This is a genomic window from Rhodopirellula sp. SH410 (assembly GCF_055811895.1).
Window position 1 is genome coordinate 7,062,840 of sequence record NZ_CM147949.1, and the last position, 20,001, is coordinate 7,082,840.

16 protein-coding genes and 1 pseudogene are annotated in these 20,001 nt (G+C 54.7%); 7 read left to right on the plus strand and 10 right to left on the minus strand.

From position 1 onward, the window contains the following. Nucleotides 1-126 precede the first annotated feature (126 nt). On the minus strand, nucleotides 127-852 hold the full coding sequence (locus SH410x_RS25790) for a ZIP family metal transporter (RefSeq protein ID WP_473672092.1): 726 nt from the start codon (nucleotides 850-852) through the stop codon (nucleotides 127-129). Between the two features lie 17 nt (nucleotides 853-869). Beyond that, nucleotides 870-1,562, minus strand: a complete 693-nt coding sequence (locus SH410x_RS25795) for a hypothetical protein (RefSeq protein WP_473672094.1) — start codon at nucleotides 1,560-1,562, stop codon at nucleotides 870-872. A gap of 947 nt (nucleotides 1,563-2,509) precedes the next feature. Here SH410x_RS25795 and SH410x_RS25800 point away from each other — a divergent pair. After that, nucleotides 2,510-3,259: a hypothetical protein gene (locus tag SH410x_RS25800; RefSeq protein ID WP_473672096.1), complete on the plus strand. Its 750-nt coding sequence runs from the start codon at nucleotides 2,510-2,512 to the stop codon at nucleotides 3,257-3,259. A gap of 198 nt (nucleotides 3,260-3,457) precedes the next feature. On the opposite strand, the gene SH410x_RS25805 is transcribed toward SH410x_RS25800, so the two are convergent. From SH410x_RS25805 to SH410x_RS25825, 5 genes are all read right to left on the minus strand, one after another. Further along, nucleotides 3,458-5,590: a heavy metal translocating P-type ATPase gene (locus tag SH410x_RS25805; RefSeq protein ID WP_473672098.1), complete on the minus strand. Its 2,133-nt coding sequence runs from the start codon at nucleotides 5,588-5,590 to the stop codon at nucleotides 3,458-3,460. A 463-nt stretch (nucleotides 5,591-6,053) separates the two neighbouring features. Continuing rightward, on the minus strand, nucleotides 6,054-6,401 hold the full coding sequence (locus tag SH410x_RS25810; protein ID WP_473672100.1) for a heavy-metal-associated domain-containing protein: 348 nt from the start codon (nucleotides 6,399-6,401) through the stop codon (nucleotides 6,054-6,056). A gap of 1,085 nt (nucleotides 6,402-7,486) precedes the next feature. Next, nucleotides 7,487-7,822, minus strand: coding sequence for an RND transporter (locus SH410x_RS25815; protein ID WP_473672102.1), 336 nt, complete (start codon nucleotides 7,820-7,822; stop codon nucleotides 7,487-7,489). Nucleotides 7,823-7,885: 63 nt separating this feature from the next. Beyond that, the gene (locus SH410x_RS25820; RefSeq protein WP_473672104.1) at nucleotides 7,886-11,122 is read right to left on the minus strand and encodes an efflux RND transporter permease subunit; all 3,237 of its coding nucleotides are present in this window, start codon (nucleotides 11,120-11,122) and stop codon (nucleotides 7,886-7,888) included. An 11-nt stretch (nucleotides 11,123-11,133) separates the two neighbouring features. Continuing rightward, entirely contained in the window at nucleotides 11,134-12,819 is a 1,686-nt protein-coding gene (locus tag SH410x_RS25825) for an efflux RND transporter periplasmic adaptor subunit (protein ID WP_473672106.1), read from the minus strand. Between the two features lie 982 nt (nucleotides 12,820-13,801). Between SH410x_RS25825 and SH410x_RS25830 the strand changes: the two are divergent. The 5 genes and pseudogenes from SH410x_RS25830 to SH410x_RS25850 form a co-directional block, all read left to right on the plus strand. Next, nucleotides 13,802-13,900, plus strand: a pseudogene (locus SH410x_RS25830) (zf-HC2 domain-containing protein); the annotation flags it as partial. 195 nt (nucleotides 13,901-14,095) lie between these two features. Then, nucleotides 14,096-14,719 (plus strand): hypothetical protein, encoded by a 624-nt coding sequence (locus SH410x_RS25835; protein WP_473677449.1) that lies wholly within the window; start codon nucleotides 14,096-14,098, stop codon nucleotides 14,717-14,719. Nucleotides 14,720-15,025: 306 nt separating this feature from the next. After that, on the plus strand, nucleotides 15,026-15,673 hold the full coding sequence (locus tag SH410x_RS25840; protein WP_473672108.1) for a hypothetical protein: 648 nt from the start codon (nucleotides 15,026-15,028) through the stop codon (nucleotides 15,671-15,673). A gap of 236 nt (nucleotides 15,674-15,909) precedes the next feature. Continuing rightward, on the plus strand, nucleotides 15,910-16,359 hold the full coding sequence (locus SH410x_RS25845; protein ID WP_473672110.1) for an amino acid permease: 450 nt from the start codon (nucleotides 15,910-15,912) through the stop codon (nucleotides 16,357-16,359). Nucleotides 16,360-16,372: 13 nt separating this feature from the next. Further along, complete coding sequence (locus SH410x_RS25850; RefSeq protein ID WP_473672112.1) at nucleotides 16,373-16,642, plus strand: hypothetical protein; 270 nt, start codon at nucleotides 16,373-16,375, stop codon at nucleotides 16,640-16,642. A gap of 23 nt (nucleotides 16,643-16,665) precedes the next feature. On the opposite strand, the gene SH410x_RS25855 is transcribed toward SH410x_RS25850, so the two are convergent. Next, nucleotides 16,666-16,953, minus strand: a complete 288-nt coding sequence (locus tag SH410x_RS25855) for a hypothetical protein (RefSeq protein ID WP_473672114.1) — start codon at nucleotides 16,951-16,953, stop codon at nucleotides 16,666-16,668. A 237-nt stretch (nucleotides 16,954-17,190) separates the two neighbouring features. On the opposite strand from SH410x_RS25855, the gene SH410x_RS25860 reads away from it, so the two are divergent. Beyond that, entirely contained in the window at nucleotides 17,191-18,741 is a 1,551-nt protein-coding gene (locus SH410x_RS25860; protein ID WP_473672116.1) for a TolC family protein, read from the plus strand. A gap of 156 nt (nucleotides 18,742-18,897) precedes the next feature. Here the strand turns inward: SH410x_RS25860 and SH410x_RS25865 are convergent, their stop codons facing one another. Both SH410x_RS25865 and SH410x_RS25870 read right to left on the minus strand, forming a co-directional pair. After that, a complete protein-coding gene (locus tag SH410x_RS25865; protein WP_473672118.1) occupies nucleotides 18,898-19,263 on the minus strand; it encodes a DUF3147 family protein in 366 nt (121 codons plus the stop codon). An 85-nt stretch (nucleotides 19,264-19,348) separates the two neighbouring features. Beyond that, a complete protein-coding gene (locus SH410x_RS25870) occupies nucleotides 19,349-19,870 on the minus strand; it encodes a hypothetical protein (RefSeq protein ID WP_473672119.1) in 522 nt (173 codons plus the stop codon). Nucleotides 19,871-20,001: the final 131 nt, after the last annotated feature.

The following is a 20,001-nucleotide window of genomic DNA, read 5'->3' on the forward strand; positions in this document are numbered from 1 at the left end:
TAGCGGGCGACCGTCCGCAGCAGATACGTGTAAGAGTCGTAGGATGAGACCGTTGTCCCGTCCTACGGCTAGCCTGCTTGCTTGGAATAGCGATCCTAAGCAAGCCAAGGTACATTGCAGCACTATCTATTCCATCATCCCCAAAATCAGAAACAACAGGAAGCCGATAAAGAAGGTGGCCGTCGCAAGTGGCGTTTCTGGTTCCTCGTGAGCTTCGACAAGTAGTTCTTCTGTCACTAAATAGAGCAGTGCTGCCAATCCGAACGAGAGAACGATTTCGATGACTTCTGGCGACGCACCTTGCAATGCTACCGAACCGACGACGGCGCCAACCACTACTAACGAAAAAAGCAACGACGTCGTCAGAATAATCCGACCACGACCTGATGCAGCTTTCGCCATGGACGACGCGACGGCCAATCCCAGCGAAAGTAACTCGACTGACAGCGCAAAGGTCAACAATCGACCCGCAGTCGCTCCAGCGGCAAATGTAATTCCAATCAGTAGTCCATCCAACGCGATGTCGATACCGACGGCCACCAGCAGACCCGTTGTGTCTCGATTGTCAGCCTCATCGTTGCCACTGAATCTCTTCGTCAGCCAACGAATTCCAAGCATCACTGCGACGCCAAGCGAGAATCCGAGGGCAACTTCGTATGGCTCATGCTTCGCAACGATCTGCGGCAGCAGCTCAACCGCGACAACGGAAACGACAACTCCTGCAGCCAAGTGCTGAATGTAGCTGCGGGCCATTGCTTGGGGCGGTCGAAATGCTGCAATGACGGCACCAATGAGCGCAGCAAGCATGGGCAACAGCGAAAACAGCAGCGAGTTTGCAATTTGGTCACTCATTTGGCACTTTCCAACTTTTAGTGATCGTGATCGCCATCGTCGTGATGGGTTTCAAAGCCGTTTTGCTTCAGCCATCCCACCAGTTGTTCAGCGATCTTATGATCGGCAACGTGAACGTCGCGCCAGGTTGGTGCGCGGAAGGCAATGTCAGAATGCCCGCCATGCTGGTCAACGCGAACCTCCACGCCCAGCTTTTTGAGCGTATTAATCATCTGTGTTTCTTCAGCCGAACCGTTACCGTGCATCTCCTTCCATTTCACAATGCGGAATTCGACTACTTCCGGCCCCTTAGCGTAGGAGGGATCGGCATGGCTATGAGAGACGTCGAAGCCTGATTTTGAAAGCCAGCTAGCCCATTGCTCAGCCATCTGATGGTCCTTTACCTGCATCTCTTTCCACTGCGGTTGGCGGTAGGACACGTCGCTGTGACCCGAGTGACTGTCCTGCTTGACTTCGCAACCGAGCTTTTTCAGCGTCGCGGCCAACTGAGTGGCTTGGTTGGCGTCATTCACATGCTGCGACTTCCAATCCGGCAAGTAGAACGCGAGTGTTTCGCCGTGCGAGTGATCGCCGTGGTCGTGATCTTGGCCCACATGGTCATGATCTTCGTGACCAAGCTCTTGGGCCGGCAGGTTGGCAGCTCCGAGTGACAAAGTCCCGACTGCGGCAAGAGCGAGAAGAGATTGTGCGAGAGTTAGAGTCGTTTTCATTTTAGTTTCCAGAGGTTTGAAGAAGGGGATATCGTGTTAGTAAACGCATGTCCGAACGCGATGCAAACATAGGTGCAGTGCGCAGCATAGAACGCATAAGCGTTTGTGATGGGGGACATTCTGTCGCCGAAGAGTGGGCGATAATACGTCAGCGTGATTTCGCTACAACACGGTTGCAGCGATCGCTACGTCGAGGAGTGGCAGCTCAAATCTGCCAGGATTGCTGCAGCGCGCAGCGATGCCCCACGAGCGTGAAAGCATTTCGGGGTTCAAACGCGGCTCGATTGAAATGGGATGCGTCCACGTTCGATATGAGACGCAGTTGGTCGATCGCCACAAGTGACATCTCGGCAGCGAAGTCAAGCTGCTGGACGGGGCGGGCCATCACGAATGTGCATGACCCCTCATCACAGGAATGCGTATGATCGCTCGGTGACTGTGTTGGATTATCGCAACCGACCCAAACGGCTACGAAACCGTTGATCAGACTTTCAGTGTGCTCGTCGACACCATCGTGAGTGTGGGAATCGTCATGAGTACTCGAAGCATCGCAGACGTCCGCGTGAACGCACGTGCTGTGCTCGTGCCTGTGATGCCCGCAACATCCAAACAACGCATGTACATTGAATGCAATTAATGTTAGCAGATGGATGACGGTCGAAAACAAACGCGAAAACCAATGGCGTGAGTGATTGAGGCTAGAACTCTCGACTGGCAGAATTATGCTGGTTGTCCCGAATGGGGTCAATCCCAATCCGTCCGCCGGGGTGCATGGTGCATGACCTATCTCTGACTTGGCCTTGACGGCCACTTCAGGCCCCTCTCCGCCTCCTCGCAAGAAGTAGAGAACCCCCCTTGACGGGGGTGGTGCGATGGTGTCTGCTGAGGAGATAGTGGTACCATGCTGCCACGTTCCCTTCGTCACAATCTAAGGCAGGACTCGTGCTATGAATCGGTTCATGTTTTCTTTAAGTGGAATGGCGTTTTCATCCCTGATGGTGCTGTCGGCTTTGCCCGCCTTCGCGCAGCACCTGCATCAACATGGTGGACACTATGATGTTCATCAGAACGTTCCGCACGGCCACGATGCCGCTGGGCACCTAACGGACAGTTGGGGTCATCACATCAATGGGCATGGGCAACATACGGGCTCGACTGGTGTCTACGAGGACGGGAGCTATAGCGTTCCTCGGACGTATCACTATCCGTATCAATCTTCGTATCCGACCTACGTGACACCCTCTGTCGCTACGCCGACGTACTACCCCAGCGTCAGTAGTTCGAATCCGACCGTCGTCGTGTCCTCGCCTCCACCTGCCAGAGTGGTTTCCAATAAAGTCCCGATCGCATCGCCGAGCAATTCCATTCCGGGCAGAAGTACGAGTGGTGGTACTGTGAAGCTGTCAAATCCACTGAACTCGGGCGGATCAATCAGCTATTCCTTGAACCAATATCCCTATACCATCAAGCCAGGTGAATCGCAGACGATAAAACTGACCAAAGAATGGACCATCAAGTTCGACAACGGACTGAGTCGTGAGGTTGTCTATCGCTTAGAAGACGGTCAATACAAGTTCACGGTCAACCCTCAGTCGGGTTGGGATCTCGCCAAAATCGAAGAGGAACTTCCAAGTGCCCCGGTCACAATGGACGGCCCACCGCCCAGCCTTGTCGGCAATACGATCCCTAGGCAATAGTGAGAAGCTGCCGTTGCCCGCTAGATGCCAGAACGCGTCGACGAATGTCGGCGCGGCCGCCTTCGGCAAGGGTCAACTCGATTGGCAACATGCAGCAGTCCGTCTCGTGTACGCTTAGGGCGAATGAGCCGCAATCAGCCGTGTTAATCGAGAATTGTATTGCGTTGACATGCAATCCGTGATGATGCAGACGGATGTTTATCTGGTACGAAGCAATCGCAACCCGTTGGCGATTACTAGAAGCGAGGCTCCCATGTCGGCGGCAATGGCTGCCCACAGTGATACATGACCGGCAAACGTCAGGACGACAAACACGACCTTGATTCCAATGGCAAAGAGAATGTTTTGGCGAATGATGGCGAGCGTGCGTCGCGAGTGATGGATCAACCACGGTAGTTTCGACAGGTCGTCGGACATCAACGCGATATCGGCGGTCTCAATTGCAGCGTCGCTTCCGGCGGCACCCATGGCAATACCGAGCGAGGCGCGGGCGAGAGCAGGCGCGTCGTTGACACCATCGCCGATCATCGCGACGTTTTCATGTTTCTTTACCAATGTTTCTACCACCGCTACTTTGTCTGCGGGTAGAAGCTCAGCATGGACCTCGTCGATGCCAGCTTCTTTGGCGATCGCCTGTGCCGTGCCCTCGTTGTCGCCCGTCAGCATGACAACGTGTTCGATACCGGCGGCGTGAAGCTGCTCGATCGCCGCACGAGATTCTTCCCGGATCGCGTCCGCCAAGGTGATGAATCCACAAACATGCGCATCATTTCCAATGACAACCACGGTACGACCTGCCGTTTGCACTGCCTTGAGCTGCTCGTGGATTTGAGGCGTTTCCTGTCTGCGCTGTTCTAAATAACGATGCGAGCCGAGCCAATAGGCTTTCCCGTCAATGCTACCGGACGCTCCTTTCCCTGGGATTGTTTCAAAATGCTCGACGCGAGGAATGGTAATACTGCGGCGATTTGCTTCTGCAACAATGGCTCGGGCGAGCGGATGATTGCTGTGGGAATCCAAAGCTGCCGCCCGTGACAACAACTCGGCCTCGTCATGACCGTTCATGGGTACGACGTCCACGACGGTTGGTGTTCCCTGGGTCAGCGTGCCGGTCTTGTCCATTGCAATGGCTTTCAATCGGGCTGGCAATTCAATGAACACGCCGCCTTTGATCAGCACCCCGTTGCGAGCGGCTGTGGCGAGGGCAGCGACGACACTGACTGGAGTGGAAATGACTAACGCGCAAGGGCAAGCGATCACCAACAGTACCAAGGACCGGTACAACCAAACCGACCATTCGCCTGCGGACAATAGTGGCGGAACGAGGAACGTGAGCAGCGCCAGAACCAGCACGACAGGCGTATAGACGGCAGCAAACTTCTCGACCCATTTTTCGGATGGCGCACGTTTTGAATTGGCATCACCGACCAACTTGATGATGCGAGCAAGCGTAGTGTCCTCCGCCGCCTTGGTGCTTTCCATTTCCAGCAGTCCGTCACCGTTAATCGTGCCGGCAAAGACTTCGTCTCCAGTTTCCTTTTCAACTGGGATGCTCTCACCGGTGATCGGAGCTTGATCGACGCCGCTGGCCCCTTTGATCACTCTCCCGTCCAAGGGAATTTTCTCGCCGGGGCGGATGATGAGAACGGAACCGACCGTCACATCGTCTGGCGAAACATTCTGGATCTCACCGGACTCGTCACGCAAGTGAGCAAGCGGAGGCGATAAGTCCATGAGAGAGGCAATCGCACGTCGCGCCCGTCCAATGCTCCACGATTCCAGCAGCAACGAGAGCGAAAAGAGAAACGCAACCGTCGCACCCTCGAACCATTCGCCAATCCCAATCGCCCCCAGCACCGCCACGGACATCAACAAGTTCATGTCCGGCCGTAGCGCAACAATCGATCGCCATGCTTTCGGCAATACCAAATACAAACCAGCAAAAATGCCGAGCAGGTAGCAAACAATCGCGACGGGCGACACCGTGTCAACGGATGGCTGCCAGAGGGATTCGATAATCAGCCCCGTCAGTCCCATCACACCGCTCGCGGCGGTGAAGATGACTCTCCGCTGCTGCTCCGTAGAAGGTCCATCACGGGACTCGCTTGCGCCATCCTTCCAAGCTTCCGCCCTCAAGCCCGTTCGTTGGATCGCTGCTAGAATTTCATCAGAGGTCACAGTCGTCTGCGACAAATCGACGGAAAGTTTACTGTTGAGGAGGTCAAAACCCAGTCGCTCGTCGTTGCCCAATAGCGGAACGAGTTCACGTTTCAACAGCGAGACTTCTTCGACACAATCCATGCCGTGAATGCGCAGTTCAAATTGATCCATGATGGAATCTCTCAACCTATACATGACGCAGCGGATTGACGATCGATATGGCCGCCGTTTGCAGGCCGGGAGCGAAGCCAGCGGCCAGGGCAACGAATCGTGAATTGAAGATCATGGTTATCGTTAACCCTAGAGCGCCGAAATGTGATCGCGGCACCTCCGGCACCACTCGCGTAGTCCCAGAGCGGGAGTGCAAACACCGTTCCGGAGACGCCGCTAGCGAGGCACAGCTTAGCAATTTCAGATAGGAACAAACGCATCGCTCGCAGCGAGCGAACACCGATCGTTAGTAGTACAGCGTACTCGTTGAAACGATCCTGCACGCTCCCTCACCGTATTCCCCAAGTGACAGCATTTGATTGAATATTTCAGATCGTTAATTGCTGACTTGGGAACAGGAGCAGAGAGTGGGAGATTGAAAGTGACCTCCCATTCTCCCGACTCCCATTCTCCCAACTTTCTTCTAAGCCTTTGGCTTGGAAGTGAACGTACCTCTTGGCGTGACCATCTTCTTCGGCGTTTTGCCGATGCTTTCCATGATCTCCCAAACGCCCTTCGGACTCAGCCGAACGTCTTTCGTGGGAACCAAGGTGACGGACTGCTTTTCGATACTGCATTGCACCTTAGCGATGCCTTCGACGCCATCAAAACGCTTGGTGATCTTTTTCACACAACCGCCACACATCTCGCCCACCGTCACCACGATGCTCGACTTCGGGACATCTGCCGCCTGGGCAGGGGAACTTGCGACGGAAACCGCCAGCAACATTAGACCGGTCACAAGACCAGTGCTACGAAACAATCTAAACATGCCAAAACTCCATTTTAGATAGGCATCACGAAACACCGTCACTCACCTACGAACGACCACCGCGCGCAGTACAAAAGCCACGGCAACAAAAAAGACAGGACCTAGAGAACTGGGGCCAGAACGATCACTCGCGTATCAGCAACACAAGCTGCGAGCGATTGCGACCAATCACTCAACGGCTTGTTGATTTAGTCGTTTTTGCAAAAGTAGTGTGCAAATCATAACTCGACGGGTCAGCGAGGGATCACATCGAATCCCTCGCTAACGCATCGGGTTACTAAATCAACAGGCCGTCAAGCGGTTCAGATCAACCAAGACTGATGCGCGGCGCGCAACTCTCGACCGCAGAGGAATTGCCCAACTGGAGCACGCGATCGACGTAGAGAAATTTTAATTAAGAGAGCAGCAGTCAGGTTCGCAGTCAGATGCGGGGAAACCCATTGCCCGGAGTGACTCGCCGAGTCAAGCAACTCCACATCCGCCTCGACGACCGCACCTTTACAAATGCAGTTCTGACAATTGCAGTCATCTCTGCATGGTTCAGGTGACTCCGGTGTCGGAGCGTCATCTCCCCGCGAGCAGCACGAACAGGCTGCGGGCGCACCATTCTCAGCCGTCGCCACGTTCGCTTCACACGAAAGGCAACGCAACGGACACGCCAACAGATTGACGATCAGCAGCAGGGCAAAGAGATGACTTCTCATACTAGCAACGATACTAATGGAGGCAGACTACCGCAAGATGAATCTTACCTGCTCGGGCTTTGGATGTTGTGTTCATTCCGATGCGGTCTCGGATTGATTTCAATGTTGCGACGTCCACAGCCGACCTGAATCAACACAAGCGTGGCAACCGCGATGAATAAAGATGGGCTCGAGATTCCGAAGTTGGTTTGGAGTGGAATGGTTTCGTGTTGCTCGGTTGAGGCAACCCACTCGGAACGCCGTGGCTCCAAATGCGGAAGACTTGCGGAGACGAGGGAAAAGCGGAAAAGCTGAAAAATGTGGCTGGGGGCGAGCGTTCTCGCTGGCTGGCAAAGCGCGCTCTTCATGCCCCCAGCCACGACGATCAAATGGGCGACACGCCTATTCGGGCTGTGGGGGTTTTTGCCCTGTCTTGGCTTCGTAGGTCGCCGCAAACTTATCGAATCGTTTGGGACTGCAAATGAAGCACTGTGATTCGGGGCGGTCGTGCTCATCGCACCAGTCGCCAGCCTCTTTGAACGTCGACACCAATGACTTGTCACACCGCGCGCATTCTTCCTCAGGCACGCCGTGCTCGACACACCACCAGCCACCGTGACTGAGATCGACATTCGTTGCCGCGACCGATTCGGCAGTCCCGTCCGATGCTGTCTCGCTCTTACTGCATCCAGCCAAGGCTAGCGTGCCGACCAATACGATCAACGTAGAAGCACGCATTGCTAAAATCCAACTCATCTTCATATCAAGTCTCCTTCGGCATTGCCGAATCAAGGGGGAAAACTAAACCGTCACGGGTTCGGGCGGTTGCTTGCGCTCGGGCGAATGCCCTGGCTCAAATTCCTGCTCGACCTCGGGATCGGTCGGTTCATTCGGTTGACGATGATGACCATCATCATCGCCTCCATCTCCATCAAACTTCTCTACTGGCATATTGAAGACAACGTAGAGCACCCGAAGCACGAGCAAGCTCATCACCATCGCGCTGCAAACGCCACCAATCACGACCGTTGCAAGAGGCCGTTGGACTTCCGCGCCCATGCCGGTGCTGAATGCCATCGGGACGAAGCCAAGACTGGCCACCAGCGTTGTCATTAAAATCGGACGCAGTCGTGTCATCGCGGCTTCTTCCACGGCTTCGTCAAGCGAACGACCAAGCCTGCGCAGTTGCCGAATCGTCGACACGAGCAGCATGTCGTCGAGGACAGCGACACCGGACAAGGCAATGAATCCGACCGCCGCTGAAATCGAAAATGGCATGTCGCGAATCCACAGAGCCAGGATTCCTCCGATCCATGCGAATGGTACACCGGTGAAGACACGTATCGAGTCAATCCAGTTGCGATAGGTCATGTATAGCAATGCCAGAATCATCAGTAAGGCAATCGGCACGACGATCATCAAACGCAATTGGGCACGTTGCAAGTTTTCAAACTGCCCGCCCCACTCGACCCGGTAGCGGCCCGGTGGCAATGGAACCTTCTCGGCAACGACTCGCCTCGCTTCGGCAACGAAGCTGCCCAGGTCACGTCCGCGCACGTTCGACTCGATTGTGATCCGGCGCTGATACCAGTCCCGCTTAATCGTATTGGGGCCATCGACTTTTTCGATGGTCGCCAATCGCGAGAGCGGAATGCGTTGCCCCGATGGCGTTGCGACCAGAATTTGTTTGATGGCTTCCGGATTCGCTCTCGCTTTTTCTGGCAAACGAATGATCAACGGGAAACGCAATTGACCCTCGTAGACTTCGCCCACGTTATGGGTGCCGAGGGAACGAACCAGATTCATCACAGTGCTGGCAGGGATTCCATACCTCGCGATTTCATCTTGCTTGATGCGAATCTGCAACAGCGGTTGTCCCGAGATTTGCTCGACCTTGACGTCTTCGGAACCGGGGACGGAATTGAGTGCCTTCTCAATCTCGCTGGCCTTTTCCACCATCAAATCCAAATCGTCGCCGTAGAGAATCGCGGCAACGTCCGAACGAACGCCTGAGATCATTTCATTCATTCGCATCTCGATCGGCTGCGACATCGCAAGCCGTGGCCCAGGTAAGTCTCGCAATTCTTCCTGAATCGCGACGGTCAACTCTTCCTGTGTCTCGGCACGTATCCATTGCTCACGCGGATGAAGCGTGACAAAGAGGTCCGTCAGTTCGGTTCCCATCGGGTCAGTCGCAACCTCCGCCGTGCCCATACGACTCCACACCTGTGCGATCTCATCGGGAAACTTTTCAAGCAGCACCTGCTCCATTTTCGTGTTGTATCGAATGGATTCTTCCAGCGTCGTTCCCGCCAGCCTGACCACATTGATCGTGATCGCCCCTTCGGATAAACGCGGTACGAACTCGCTGCCAAGGTTGGGCGCCACCAGTCCAAAGACACTGACCAGCAGCAACAGCGCTGAGCCGATTACAAACGTCTTGTGGTGCATCGTGAATCGCAGCACCGGCGCGTAGAGTCGTTTGAGAACTCGAATCAGCAGCGGCTCTTTCTCTTGAATGTTCTTTGGCAGAAACAGGCTGGCCAATACCGGCATCAAGGTGAGCGAAAGAACCATCGAACCGGCCAGAGCCATGATCACCGTCATCGCCATGGGACGAAAGAGTTTTCCCTCCACGCCTTCGAGCGTAAGAATCGGCAGGTACACGATCATGATAATCAGTTCGCCGAACATCGTCGGTTTGCGAACTTCAATCGCCGCATCTCGAATGATTTCGAGCCGGCTTTTTCCGTGTTTGTCATGAGCCAAATGCCGCACGCAGTTCTCGATCATCACGACCGAACTATCGACAACCAAACCAAAGTCGATCGCCCCAAGGCTCAAAAGACTCGCCGCAATGCCGAATTTCAACATGCCCGAAAATGCAAACAGCATTGAAAGCGGAATCGCCGTAGCAACGATCAAGCCTGCTCGCAAATTGCCAAGGAAAATGAAAAGCACCGCGACAACCAGCAGCCCTCCTTCAAAGAGATTCTTTTGGACGGTGTGGATGACGTGGTCGATCAATTCCGTGCGGTCGTAGACGGTTTGAATCTTGACGCCTGGTGGCAACGTAGCTTGGATACTGGCAATCTTTTCCTTGATGGACCAAGTGACTTCGTTGCTGTTTTCGCCCATCAGCATGAAGCCCAGGCCCAGCACGGCTTCACCGCGTCCGTTCGCTGTGACCGCACCCCGCCGAATCTCGTGTCCGAGTTGAACGTCGGCCACGTCGCTCACTCGCACCGGAACGCCTTTGACCGCAGTGATGACGATATCGCCGATCTCCTGAAGATTGACGGTTCGCCCCACGCCGTGGACCAGCAACATCTCACTGCCATCGGTGACCGTCCCACCGCCAACATTTTCGTTGTTAGTCTTAATTGCGTCAGAGACTTCCTCGAACGTCAGCCCGTATTTGAATAGCCGCTCGGGATCGAGTCGCACTTGGTATTGCTTTTCGTAGCCCCCCCAACTGTTGACCTCAGCAACACCACGAACCGATCGCAACTGCGGCTTGACTACCCAGTCATGGATCGTTCGCAACTCGCTCATCCGCTTGACGCGTTCTTCCTGCGTAGTATCCGAGAAATCAGCACCGTCGTAGACCAATACATAGTGAAACACCTCTCCCAAGCCCGTCGAGACTGGACCCATCTGAGGTCGCTGAATCCCGTCGGGTAATTCGACGGTCGTCAACCGTTCGTTGATCAGTTGTCGGGCAAAGTAAATATCAACGTCGTCATCAAAGATCACGACGACCTGCGACAATCCGAATTTGGAAGTTGAACGGAGAGTATTCAATCCCCGCAATCCGCTGATCGCTTGCTCGACCGGAAACGTGATCTGTCGTTCGATCTCTTCGGACGCCAGCGATGGCGCGACGGTATTAATTTGAATCATCACCGGCGTGGTGTCCGGAAACGCATCAATGTCAAGTTGCCTTAGCGAGAAACCACCGACGACCGCGAACAGTAGCGCGGCCAGGATCACCAGAGCGCGATGCCTGAGTGAAAAATCAATGAGCCAATTAAGCATCCGTGCTCTCCCTATTCGGCGACGCAGTCACAGCCTGCACCTAAGTTGTTTTTTAGTAACTGGGCACGCAGCACGTCGCTACCCGCCGTTGTGATGACTTCCCCCGGTAACACGCCAGAAAGCACCTCGGTTCGACTCCCGTTGACGGCTCCCAGTCGGACGCTGCGCACATGAAAAACCTTGTAGCTTTCCGGGCTATCGAAATAATCCTTGTCGCGAACGAAGACGACTTGGCAGCACCCTTCCCAGTGCGATGCACCAGTCGGAATTACGATCGCGTCGGATTCGCTTCGCAAAATGATCTCGCCTGTACCGAAGGTTTCGTTTCGGAGGCGCCCGCCAGGGTTATCCAACACGGCCCGGACCTGAACCATCCGCGTCATCCGATCCGCCGACGTGCTGATCCAATCCAGTTTTCCCACCACCGTTTCGCGGCTTCCATCGGCGTGAAAATAAACTGGCTGACCAATCGCGAGTTGGTTCATATTTTCGAGTGGCACGTTCAATGTCAGCCACATTTGGCGAACGTCCGCCACTTGAAATAGAATCCGTGCTGGATCAACAACTTCACCACGGGCCACGCTTCTCTCGATAACGACGCCATCGATCGGCGAGCGGACCGGCAGTAGGTTGGATGTGACCGTTTCCGAATCGACTTGATCGCGAATCGAATTGGGGATACCAAGCAACCGCAGTTCATCGAGCACCTGCTGCTCAGAAAGCCCTTGCAGCGAGTTGACATCGGCGGGCAGTCCCAGGTTCCGTAGCGACTGGTCAGCGGCCAGCACATCAGCTTGGGCTTTGGCGAGTGCCGCCTCGGCATCTAAAATACGCGATCCAGCGACGGCGTTACGGGCCTCGCGCAGTCGCGCGACGTTCTGCTGCTGTAGCTTCCGTTCGGCCAGTGCTCGTAATAATGTCGTTTTCAGCTCGCTAACTGCTGCCGCATCGATCACGGCCAGCACCTCGCCTTTGGCAACAGGGTCGCCAACGTTCTTGCTTACCAACCAAACCGTTCCAGGTAGTCGCGAAGCCAGACTGGCTTGACGGGTTGGGTCATAAACGATTTCACCACTGCCGGTGATCGATTCGATAACCGGAGCACGTTCCACCAGCTCGACGTCAACGCCAGCCTGCCGTACCGATTCAACCGAAGCGAACTGAATCCGCGTTCGATAAACCTGGCAAGCGCTGTTGTTCTCTTTCCGCGGTGCGATCGATAAGGCGCGGGATGCTCGTTCCAGGTCATCTGGCAAAACTGATGGAACCTCTTTCAACTGCGCGATGTCGGGATGTTCCAGAGTGCAGTTATGCACGCCGTGAACCTCGCACCAACCATAGTCAGGACCTTTCGGCATCAAGGTCGGATCGCACTGAACGCAAATGGACTCGGGCACCCCGTGTTCCTCGCACCAGTCGCTGACGACCGGTTCGGCAGTACCTGTCAAAGCGGCGAATTTCGGAATCCGCCAATCGTTTTGGTGTCCGTAGTAGAAAACGGCTGCGAAACCAATCAGGACCAGCGTCGGCCCGATGCTGCCCAGCACAAGCGATAGCCCGCGCCGCAGCGGTCCGCGATGTTCTGTTTTTGCACCTGGTAGAGTCTCGGTTGTCTCAACACGATGGCCGTTGACGGACGGCGGGGATGGATGACGCATTGGACTCTGCTTCGGCGCATCAACAATGGAATGACTCATGGAAAAACTCCTGCTGGCAAAAGACTGGACGAACCGGGAATGCAACAGTTGCGATCCCAGCCACGACCCATGGGTGGATGCAGGCTAACCAGACACGACAAATCAATACGCGCAGCGACGAACCAAGATTGGTAACGGCAACGCAGTTCGCTGGTTAGCGAGCGATGGCCAGCAGCGGCCTAGAGCAAATAAGAAGCGTGCGCAATACGCACCGATCGCCCCGTAGGCAGATCGAGTCGGCGAGGTTGTTCCTCGAACCTGACGACGAAAGTTTCGGCGAGGTCAAGCGTGTCCAAGCTGAGTGGTACAAACCCCAACATCCACTGAGCATTCACGATCACCCGATGTTGAGTTTCAGGGGCGAGCTGGCATTCACAGCCACCTTCGCAAGGACAAGGGGAGTCCGCTGGTGGCACGTCACCCTCACCACACGGCTCGCCATCGTGCCTGCAACAGCAATCCGATTGCAATGGCCCAATTTCGGAAACCACGCCATGCGCATCATCGCCTCCGCCAGCACAACATACCGGACACGCAATCACACGAAGTGCGATCAACGACAAGAAAAACAGGCGAAACACGAGTGAGTTGGTTGCTTCTGGATAGGAGAATTGGACCGAGGCATTTTCAGCTTACACGACAAAGAGCCTTGGGGCAATAGTTTTTTGCCGCCAATGACTTAGCGTCGTCAAGGCATCGGCAGACGTGAGTTAAAAACGCCTTCCGAAGCTGCAGACCTATCATCCTCATGTCACAAACAGCCTGAATTGTTCGTTTTTTGTAGAAAGTGTAGGCTTTTCGTGAAGAGGACGACGACGGACAAGCATCCAATGAAGCGTGTGAGGGCAAAATGTCGCTTAGTGCCACCGCAATCGGGTCGGACGCATTTTTGGTCGTTTTCTCAGCCCTCAATGATTCTTACCCCGATCAAGAATGCAGTCTGTCCTGGACGTCGGCGTTAACTCAGAGTTAGATGACTACCATGCGTTGCGAAACCGTTATTGAACAACTTTCGGCCCACTTTGACGGCGAACTCTCTCAGGCTCTGTCCGGAGATATTGAGTTACACATTGCGCATTGTGAGTCGTGTCGCGCAGAGTTGCGTAGTTTTGGGCTGATCCGTGACTTGATCAGTGCGAGTAGCCTCGATGGATCGCAGCCACCGTCATGGGCTGCAATCGCGGCACAATTGCAATCCGAGCACGCGGCGCTGGTCACTGTGCCAAGCAACCCGCCTTCAATGCGTACAACACCATCGAAGGCCAAGAATATCCTCGTGATCGCCGCGTCTCTGGCTGCGTCGTTCTTGATTCTTTCCTGGGCCTGGCGCGCGTCTGACCAGTCGACGCATTTGGCTGATTCGGGGCATTCACATCAGACGGATCACTCAGGTCATGCGATGAACGCGACAGCCATCAGTTTCCAAGACACTGTTACTCTTCAGCAACAGGACACGGGACTGGCGATGCAAGCCTTGGCACGCAAGTACGCAGGCCGTGAGGCCTCAGTCGACGACGTGGTCAAGAATATTGGCTTCCGATCGATGACGCAGTCGTCGCTTCCTGACGGCACCAAGTTGGTTTCGGCGCAACTTCTGACACTTCCGCAGTGCAGCTGCGTCGAAGGCGTGTGCACATGTGGCCCCGGCGATTGCAATTGCGTCGCATGCGTTTGCGAGCGCCCCGACGGCTCGACTTTCCTGGTCATTGAGCAGTGCAACGGGCAGAAAGTCAACTTCGGCGACCTGCCCGTCCAGCTTGTACATCGTAGTAACCATGAGCTGCTGGTGACCGGCAATGACAAGGGGTTGGCTGTTGCATGGACGGCCAACCAGACACGCAAGATTGCTATCGGCTTACGTGATCTTAGCGAAATAGACCAGTTGCTGGCCGCCAACTAAGATCATGTACCAGATAGTCGTTGATCAGATGCTCTTCCTTCATCCGCTTTTCATTCAAGACTCGGGTTGAATCTGCTGATTGGCCAGTACCAAGACAATGGATCGACGGAGCGATCCACGACAATCTAAAGATATTCCGAATTTGCGTGAAGAAGCGGTTATGCCGAAGCATCTAATTTGTAACGTCACACGCGCAACGCGTTTCAGTGGTGCGTGATTTTTGTTGGTAGGCCGAATTTATCAGCCCCGCAAATTGCGCCGCACCCCCAAAACTTCCCCCGATTGAAGGACAATCAAAAGATGATGATGGCACGATTCCCAATGATGGCCTTGGCCCTGACCGTTTTCGCAAGCGGCTTCATCACGATGTCGGTATCCGCCGACGACGGCCACGAACATGCTGCTGACCACGATCACGCTGGTCACGATCACGCGGCGATGCAGAAGGCCGAGAAGAAGATATCCGAATCCTTGTCGAGCTTGTCACCGGAAGACCAGAAGCTTGCTGTGGCTCAGCGATTCTGCCCGATGATGGCGTACAGCCGACTGGGCGCAATGGGCACTCCGATCAAGCTGACGATCGAAGGCAAGCCGGTTTTTGTATGTTGCAAAGGTTGCATTGACGATGCGAAAGCTGGCGGCGCGGCGACCGTCAAGACAACTGCCAAACTGACGGACGCTTCCGCAGAACTTGCGAAGCTTTCCCCAGCAGAACGAGCCGCTGCTGAATCACAGAAATTCTGTGCGATCAACACCAAGGGTTTCCTCGGCTCGATGGGCGCCCCGATCAAGCTAGTGATCGAAGGCAAGCCAGTCTATCTGTGTTGCAGTGGCTGCACTAAGAAAGCCCAGGCCAATCCTGCTGCTACGCTCGCCAAGGTTGAAGAGCTGAAGAAGGCGGGAACGAAAAAAGGTCACGATCACGCGGATCATGATCACGCCGACCACAAGTAATAGCAAAAGATAGAGTCTCGAAAGCACGGAGACGCAGTGGAATTTCTCCATCACTCCCCTCGGAGGCTCCGCAAGTCAGGTTTCGTTAGACCGCATCGACGCGTACCAAAACGGTGCATGTCGCTGCGGTTTTTTCGTGCAAAATCTTCAACTTCCCATGGAGCTGTTCTGTTCCTGCTTTGTTGGACGGATTGGATCGCAGGACGGCAAACTTTTAAGCAAAAAACAGGTGAAGAATGAGCGATACGGAATCATCTGGTGGTTACGAAAAAAACAGCCTGTCGCTAGCTGGGTCAGTTGCGATGGGAACCGGCGTGATGATCGGTGCAGGGATTTTTGCCCTCACTGGGCAAGTCGCCGAGCAGGCGGGCGGACTGTTTCCATTGGCGTTTCTGGCAGCAGCTGCCGTGGCGGGATTCAGTGCATACAGCTACGTAGAGATGGCCGAACACTATCCGTCGGCCGGCGGTGTCGCCATGTTTCTGGTGCAAGCGTACGGCAAGGGAACTGTCACCGCAGCCATGTCACGATTGATGTACCTTTCGATGGTCATCAATGAAAGTCTCGTTGCTCGAACGTTTGGGACGTACACACGAATCAGGAATCCATCGTCGGCGGATTCGCACCAATCATCTCTGTCCTCGACATTGGCGGCGAAGGCCGCTACCCAAAAGCCTGGAATTTGAATCCCCGATCATCATGGAACGAGCACCCTTGCGACACGCCGCTGTCATTGAAATGCTTCGAGTGATCGCGTCGGGTGGCACCATCATTCTCAGGCACCATGGTGGCACTGATCGAAATCCGCACGCGATTGCTCAGCAGTTAATCCAAGCCGACGTTGCGGTGGAACAGACCACAATCGGTCGCCAAAAACTCCAACAGTCACGTTTTCTGAATATCCGTCACAACACGATGGTGACCGCAGGCGGAAATTCACCCAGTCCAGTCTCTGCTCAAATTAGCTAGCGTCGGCACCGGTGGTCGAGTGTTCACGCTGAACTGGCTTCGGAGACATCGCGGTCGATGCAGCGACGATGGAGATAACGCCAAGGATAAAGATCGCCACCATCCAGGTCTTCGCACGGGATGTTGGCGAGGGCGTCTGTGATCCGCATTTTCGGCACATCTAAATGTTCCCGTGTGAACGAAAGTGATTCATGAGTGAAAGGGGTCGGTTTACGCGAGCGATTCTTGGTGAACATCCTGCCCTCAATTCCCAACTCTAATTCGCATTCCATTGCCGCACAATACAGCACCGGCACGGCTACGATAGGCATGCCCCCGGATCCGGGGCCCGCCAACGGTTACGCTCGCAAGACTTTGCCGGTTGTTTGGATTTTGCCGCAATTTCAGCGAGGATGCTGACATTTTATCGGTTTTGCAACACACAGTTGCGACCATTCTTCCGATGCCTCCATTGAAGGCATTCACAACAGACGTAGCGATAAATTGGGTTGGCAGGGACGCCAGCCCGGTCGGTGCGGATTTCGTTGTTCGTTCGTTGCATGGATGCCATGAAAAATCATTTCCATTGTCTGTCCGCTAGTCTCTGTTTGCTGCCCCTTGGGTGCGTGCAACTCTCGAAGATGGCGAGTCCCTCTGCATCGACACAGATCGAGAACACGTCCTCGGCAGCCGCACCGGAACAGGTTCAGAACTCTAGTCCAAGTAGTCTCGTTGACGACGAAGTCGAAACAGTGGCGTTCACTCAACGCGAGGAACACGGCGAGGCTTCGCCATCCAGAGTCAGTGATGCAGACAGCGCGGACGAATACACGACCGATAGCAATTTGATGCTTCTCGAACCGGTCAGATTATCGCAGTTTGATACGATGGACGTCGCTGACGTCGCCAGCTACTCACTCTTCGATATTGAGCAGCTGGCCCTAAGCAACAACCCCACGATTGCTGCGGCAGGCGCGGCGTCCAGCAAGGCGGCTGGACTGCGGCAGCAGGTCGGCATGCGTCCAAACCCGACGCTCGGCTACTTCGGCTATCAGATCGCCGACCGAAACACGGACCAGCACGGCGTTTATGTGCAACAAGAGTTTATTCGGGGTGACAAGCTGGCACTTAATCGTGAAGTTTTGCAGCAGACAACAAACGCTCAGCAATGGGAAATCGAAACGCAGCGGCTCCGCGTTCTGACCGATGTTCGAGTTCGCTTCTTTGAAGCATTGGCTGCACAGCGTCAGCTGGATGCCATTACTGAGTTTGTTGGCGTTGCGGAGAGAGGTGTGGAGGTGGCGACCGATCGAAAAGATGCCGACGAGGGCACGGCCATCGACGTTCTCCAGTCACAAACACTACTGAGCGAAGTCACACTCGCTGCTCAACGCACCGAAGTCGCTTACCGTGGCGCTTGGCAAGACCTCGCCGCGGTCGCGGGCTTGTCCGCTACCACGCCTGTCCGATTAGCCGCCGAGTTCAACGCCCCGGAAGATCCACCAAACTGGGATGAGGCGTACACTGAGACCGTCTCGCAAAGTCCTGAATTGTCGGTCGCTAGAGCATTGGTTTGTGAAAAACAAGCAATGCTTAAACGGCAACAAGTTCAGATGGTTCCCAATGTTACGGGCCAACTTAGCGGGGGATATGATGACGCGACCAACTCTGGAATGCTCAACGTTCAAATCAGCGCACCTATCCCAGTCTGGAACAAGAACTCAGGAAACGTTTCCGCTGCGTTCGCGGACTACACACAGGCAGTTCAGAACGTCAAGCGAATTGAGCAAGCGATTAAAGCTAGGCTCGCACGGGCGGCTCAGGAATACGACGCCTCGCTGGCTTCGGTGAGGAAATATCAGTCGCAAATACTTCCGCAAACGAAAAAGAGCTTGGAACTTTCAGAGCAAGCCTATCGCGTGGGAGAGCTAAGCTTTTTACAAACGCTCGTTGTCCGGAGGAGCTATTACGAATCTCGAATCCAAATGATCGCGGTGCAAGGACAACTAGCTCAGGCAGGTGCGAAGGTCGAGGGCTTGCTGCTGACCGGTGGACTCGATGCACCAGCAGACTACACCAACGGTGACGGTATTCGAGGTCAAGCACTCAGCGGTCTGTAAGTGATTTTGTCAATTGGCAAAATCGCCAATTGCGTACACGGTATGACAATCTCGAAGAAAGTGGTGGGCGGAGGATTGCCCCTTCGGCCCTATCATAGAAGGCATTCACAGATAGGACCGACGACCGACGAAATCACCGATCGCCGCCCACCGGTTTTACTGTCGATTTTCAATTGAAGATCGACGGTGTGTCGGTGGCGATGAAACCCAGAACCAAGTTCCGATTGTTAACGAGGCTAAGACGACGCCGATCAGGAACGACGGCCAAAACGTCAAGCCAGTGCGATTCGATAGTGCGAATGGGACGAAGAACGGAAGTCCGAGCGGCACGAGAATCAATGTCTCGCGGGCCAGTCCGGCAATTGCGCTCATATCATGGTCTTTGCTCCACGCCATTATGAATGCGAGAATGCTGACGACTGGAAGTGTCAACAATAACGCACCCACTCGCGGCATCCGTCCCGCGATCTCAGCAACCGCAACAATCACGATTGCCGAGATCAGAGCTTTGACTATTAGCATGGTAGATTGTCGATTGAAGATCTAAAAAACAGATGACGTCGATACGATCGCCGTCAATTGGCGATCGACAATCTTCGATCGATAATTATTCATGTCCGTGCGCTTCTTCTGCAAAATCACCGGAATACGGAGTGCCATCGATGACTCCCGCTATCGTCCCGGCGTATTCTTGAACGACGCCCAGCTTTTCGTGGTTGCCGACGAAGCGTGACGCTTTCCCTGCTGGATCGGTGTCCTGAGGGGCAGCTTTCAGCGTGACTTGCATCACGGGATCACCAATGCTCAGGTCGATTGACTGGACGTCGATGGGAACGGGCGACTTTTCGTCTGAGCCGAGGATGTACACCGTGCCCTCTTGTTTGTCATGATCGACAGTGAACTCGACGTGGTATTTTCCGCCGCCCCAGTCAGCGACAGTGCCGTCGTGTGGCCCTGTGCCATGAGCGCCATGGGGAGCGTGCTCGGTGCCGTCGGCATGGACGTGCCCGCCGTCGTCGCTCGTGGCTGCGGTGGGTGCAGGCGTCGTCGTGGTGGTGTCCTGTTTGCAACCGGCCAAGCCGATGAGTCCACAGAAAACGAGTGAAAATGTTGTGATCGAGAGTTTCATTGAAAGGTTCCTTGAGATCGGGAGGTTAAAGGCTTGGGGCCAAAGGCCCGGCGAGTTTTTGTAGCGAAACTCGCCAAGAGTTTCGGCAACCATGCGCAAGACGCCGAAGTGTCGAAAGTCTTGGCGACTTT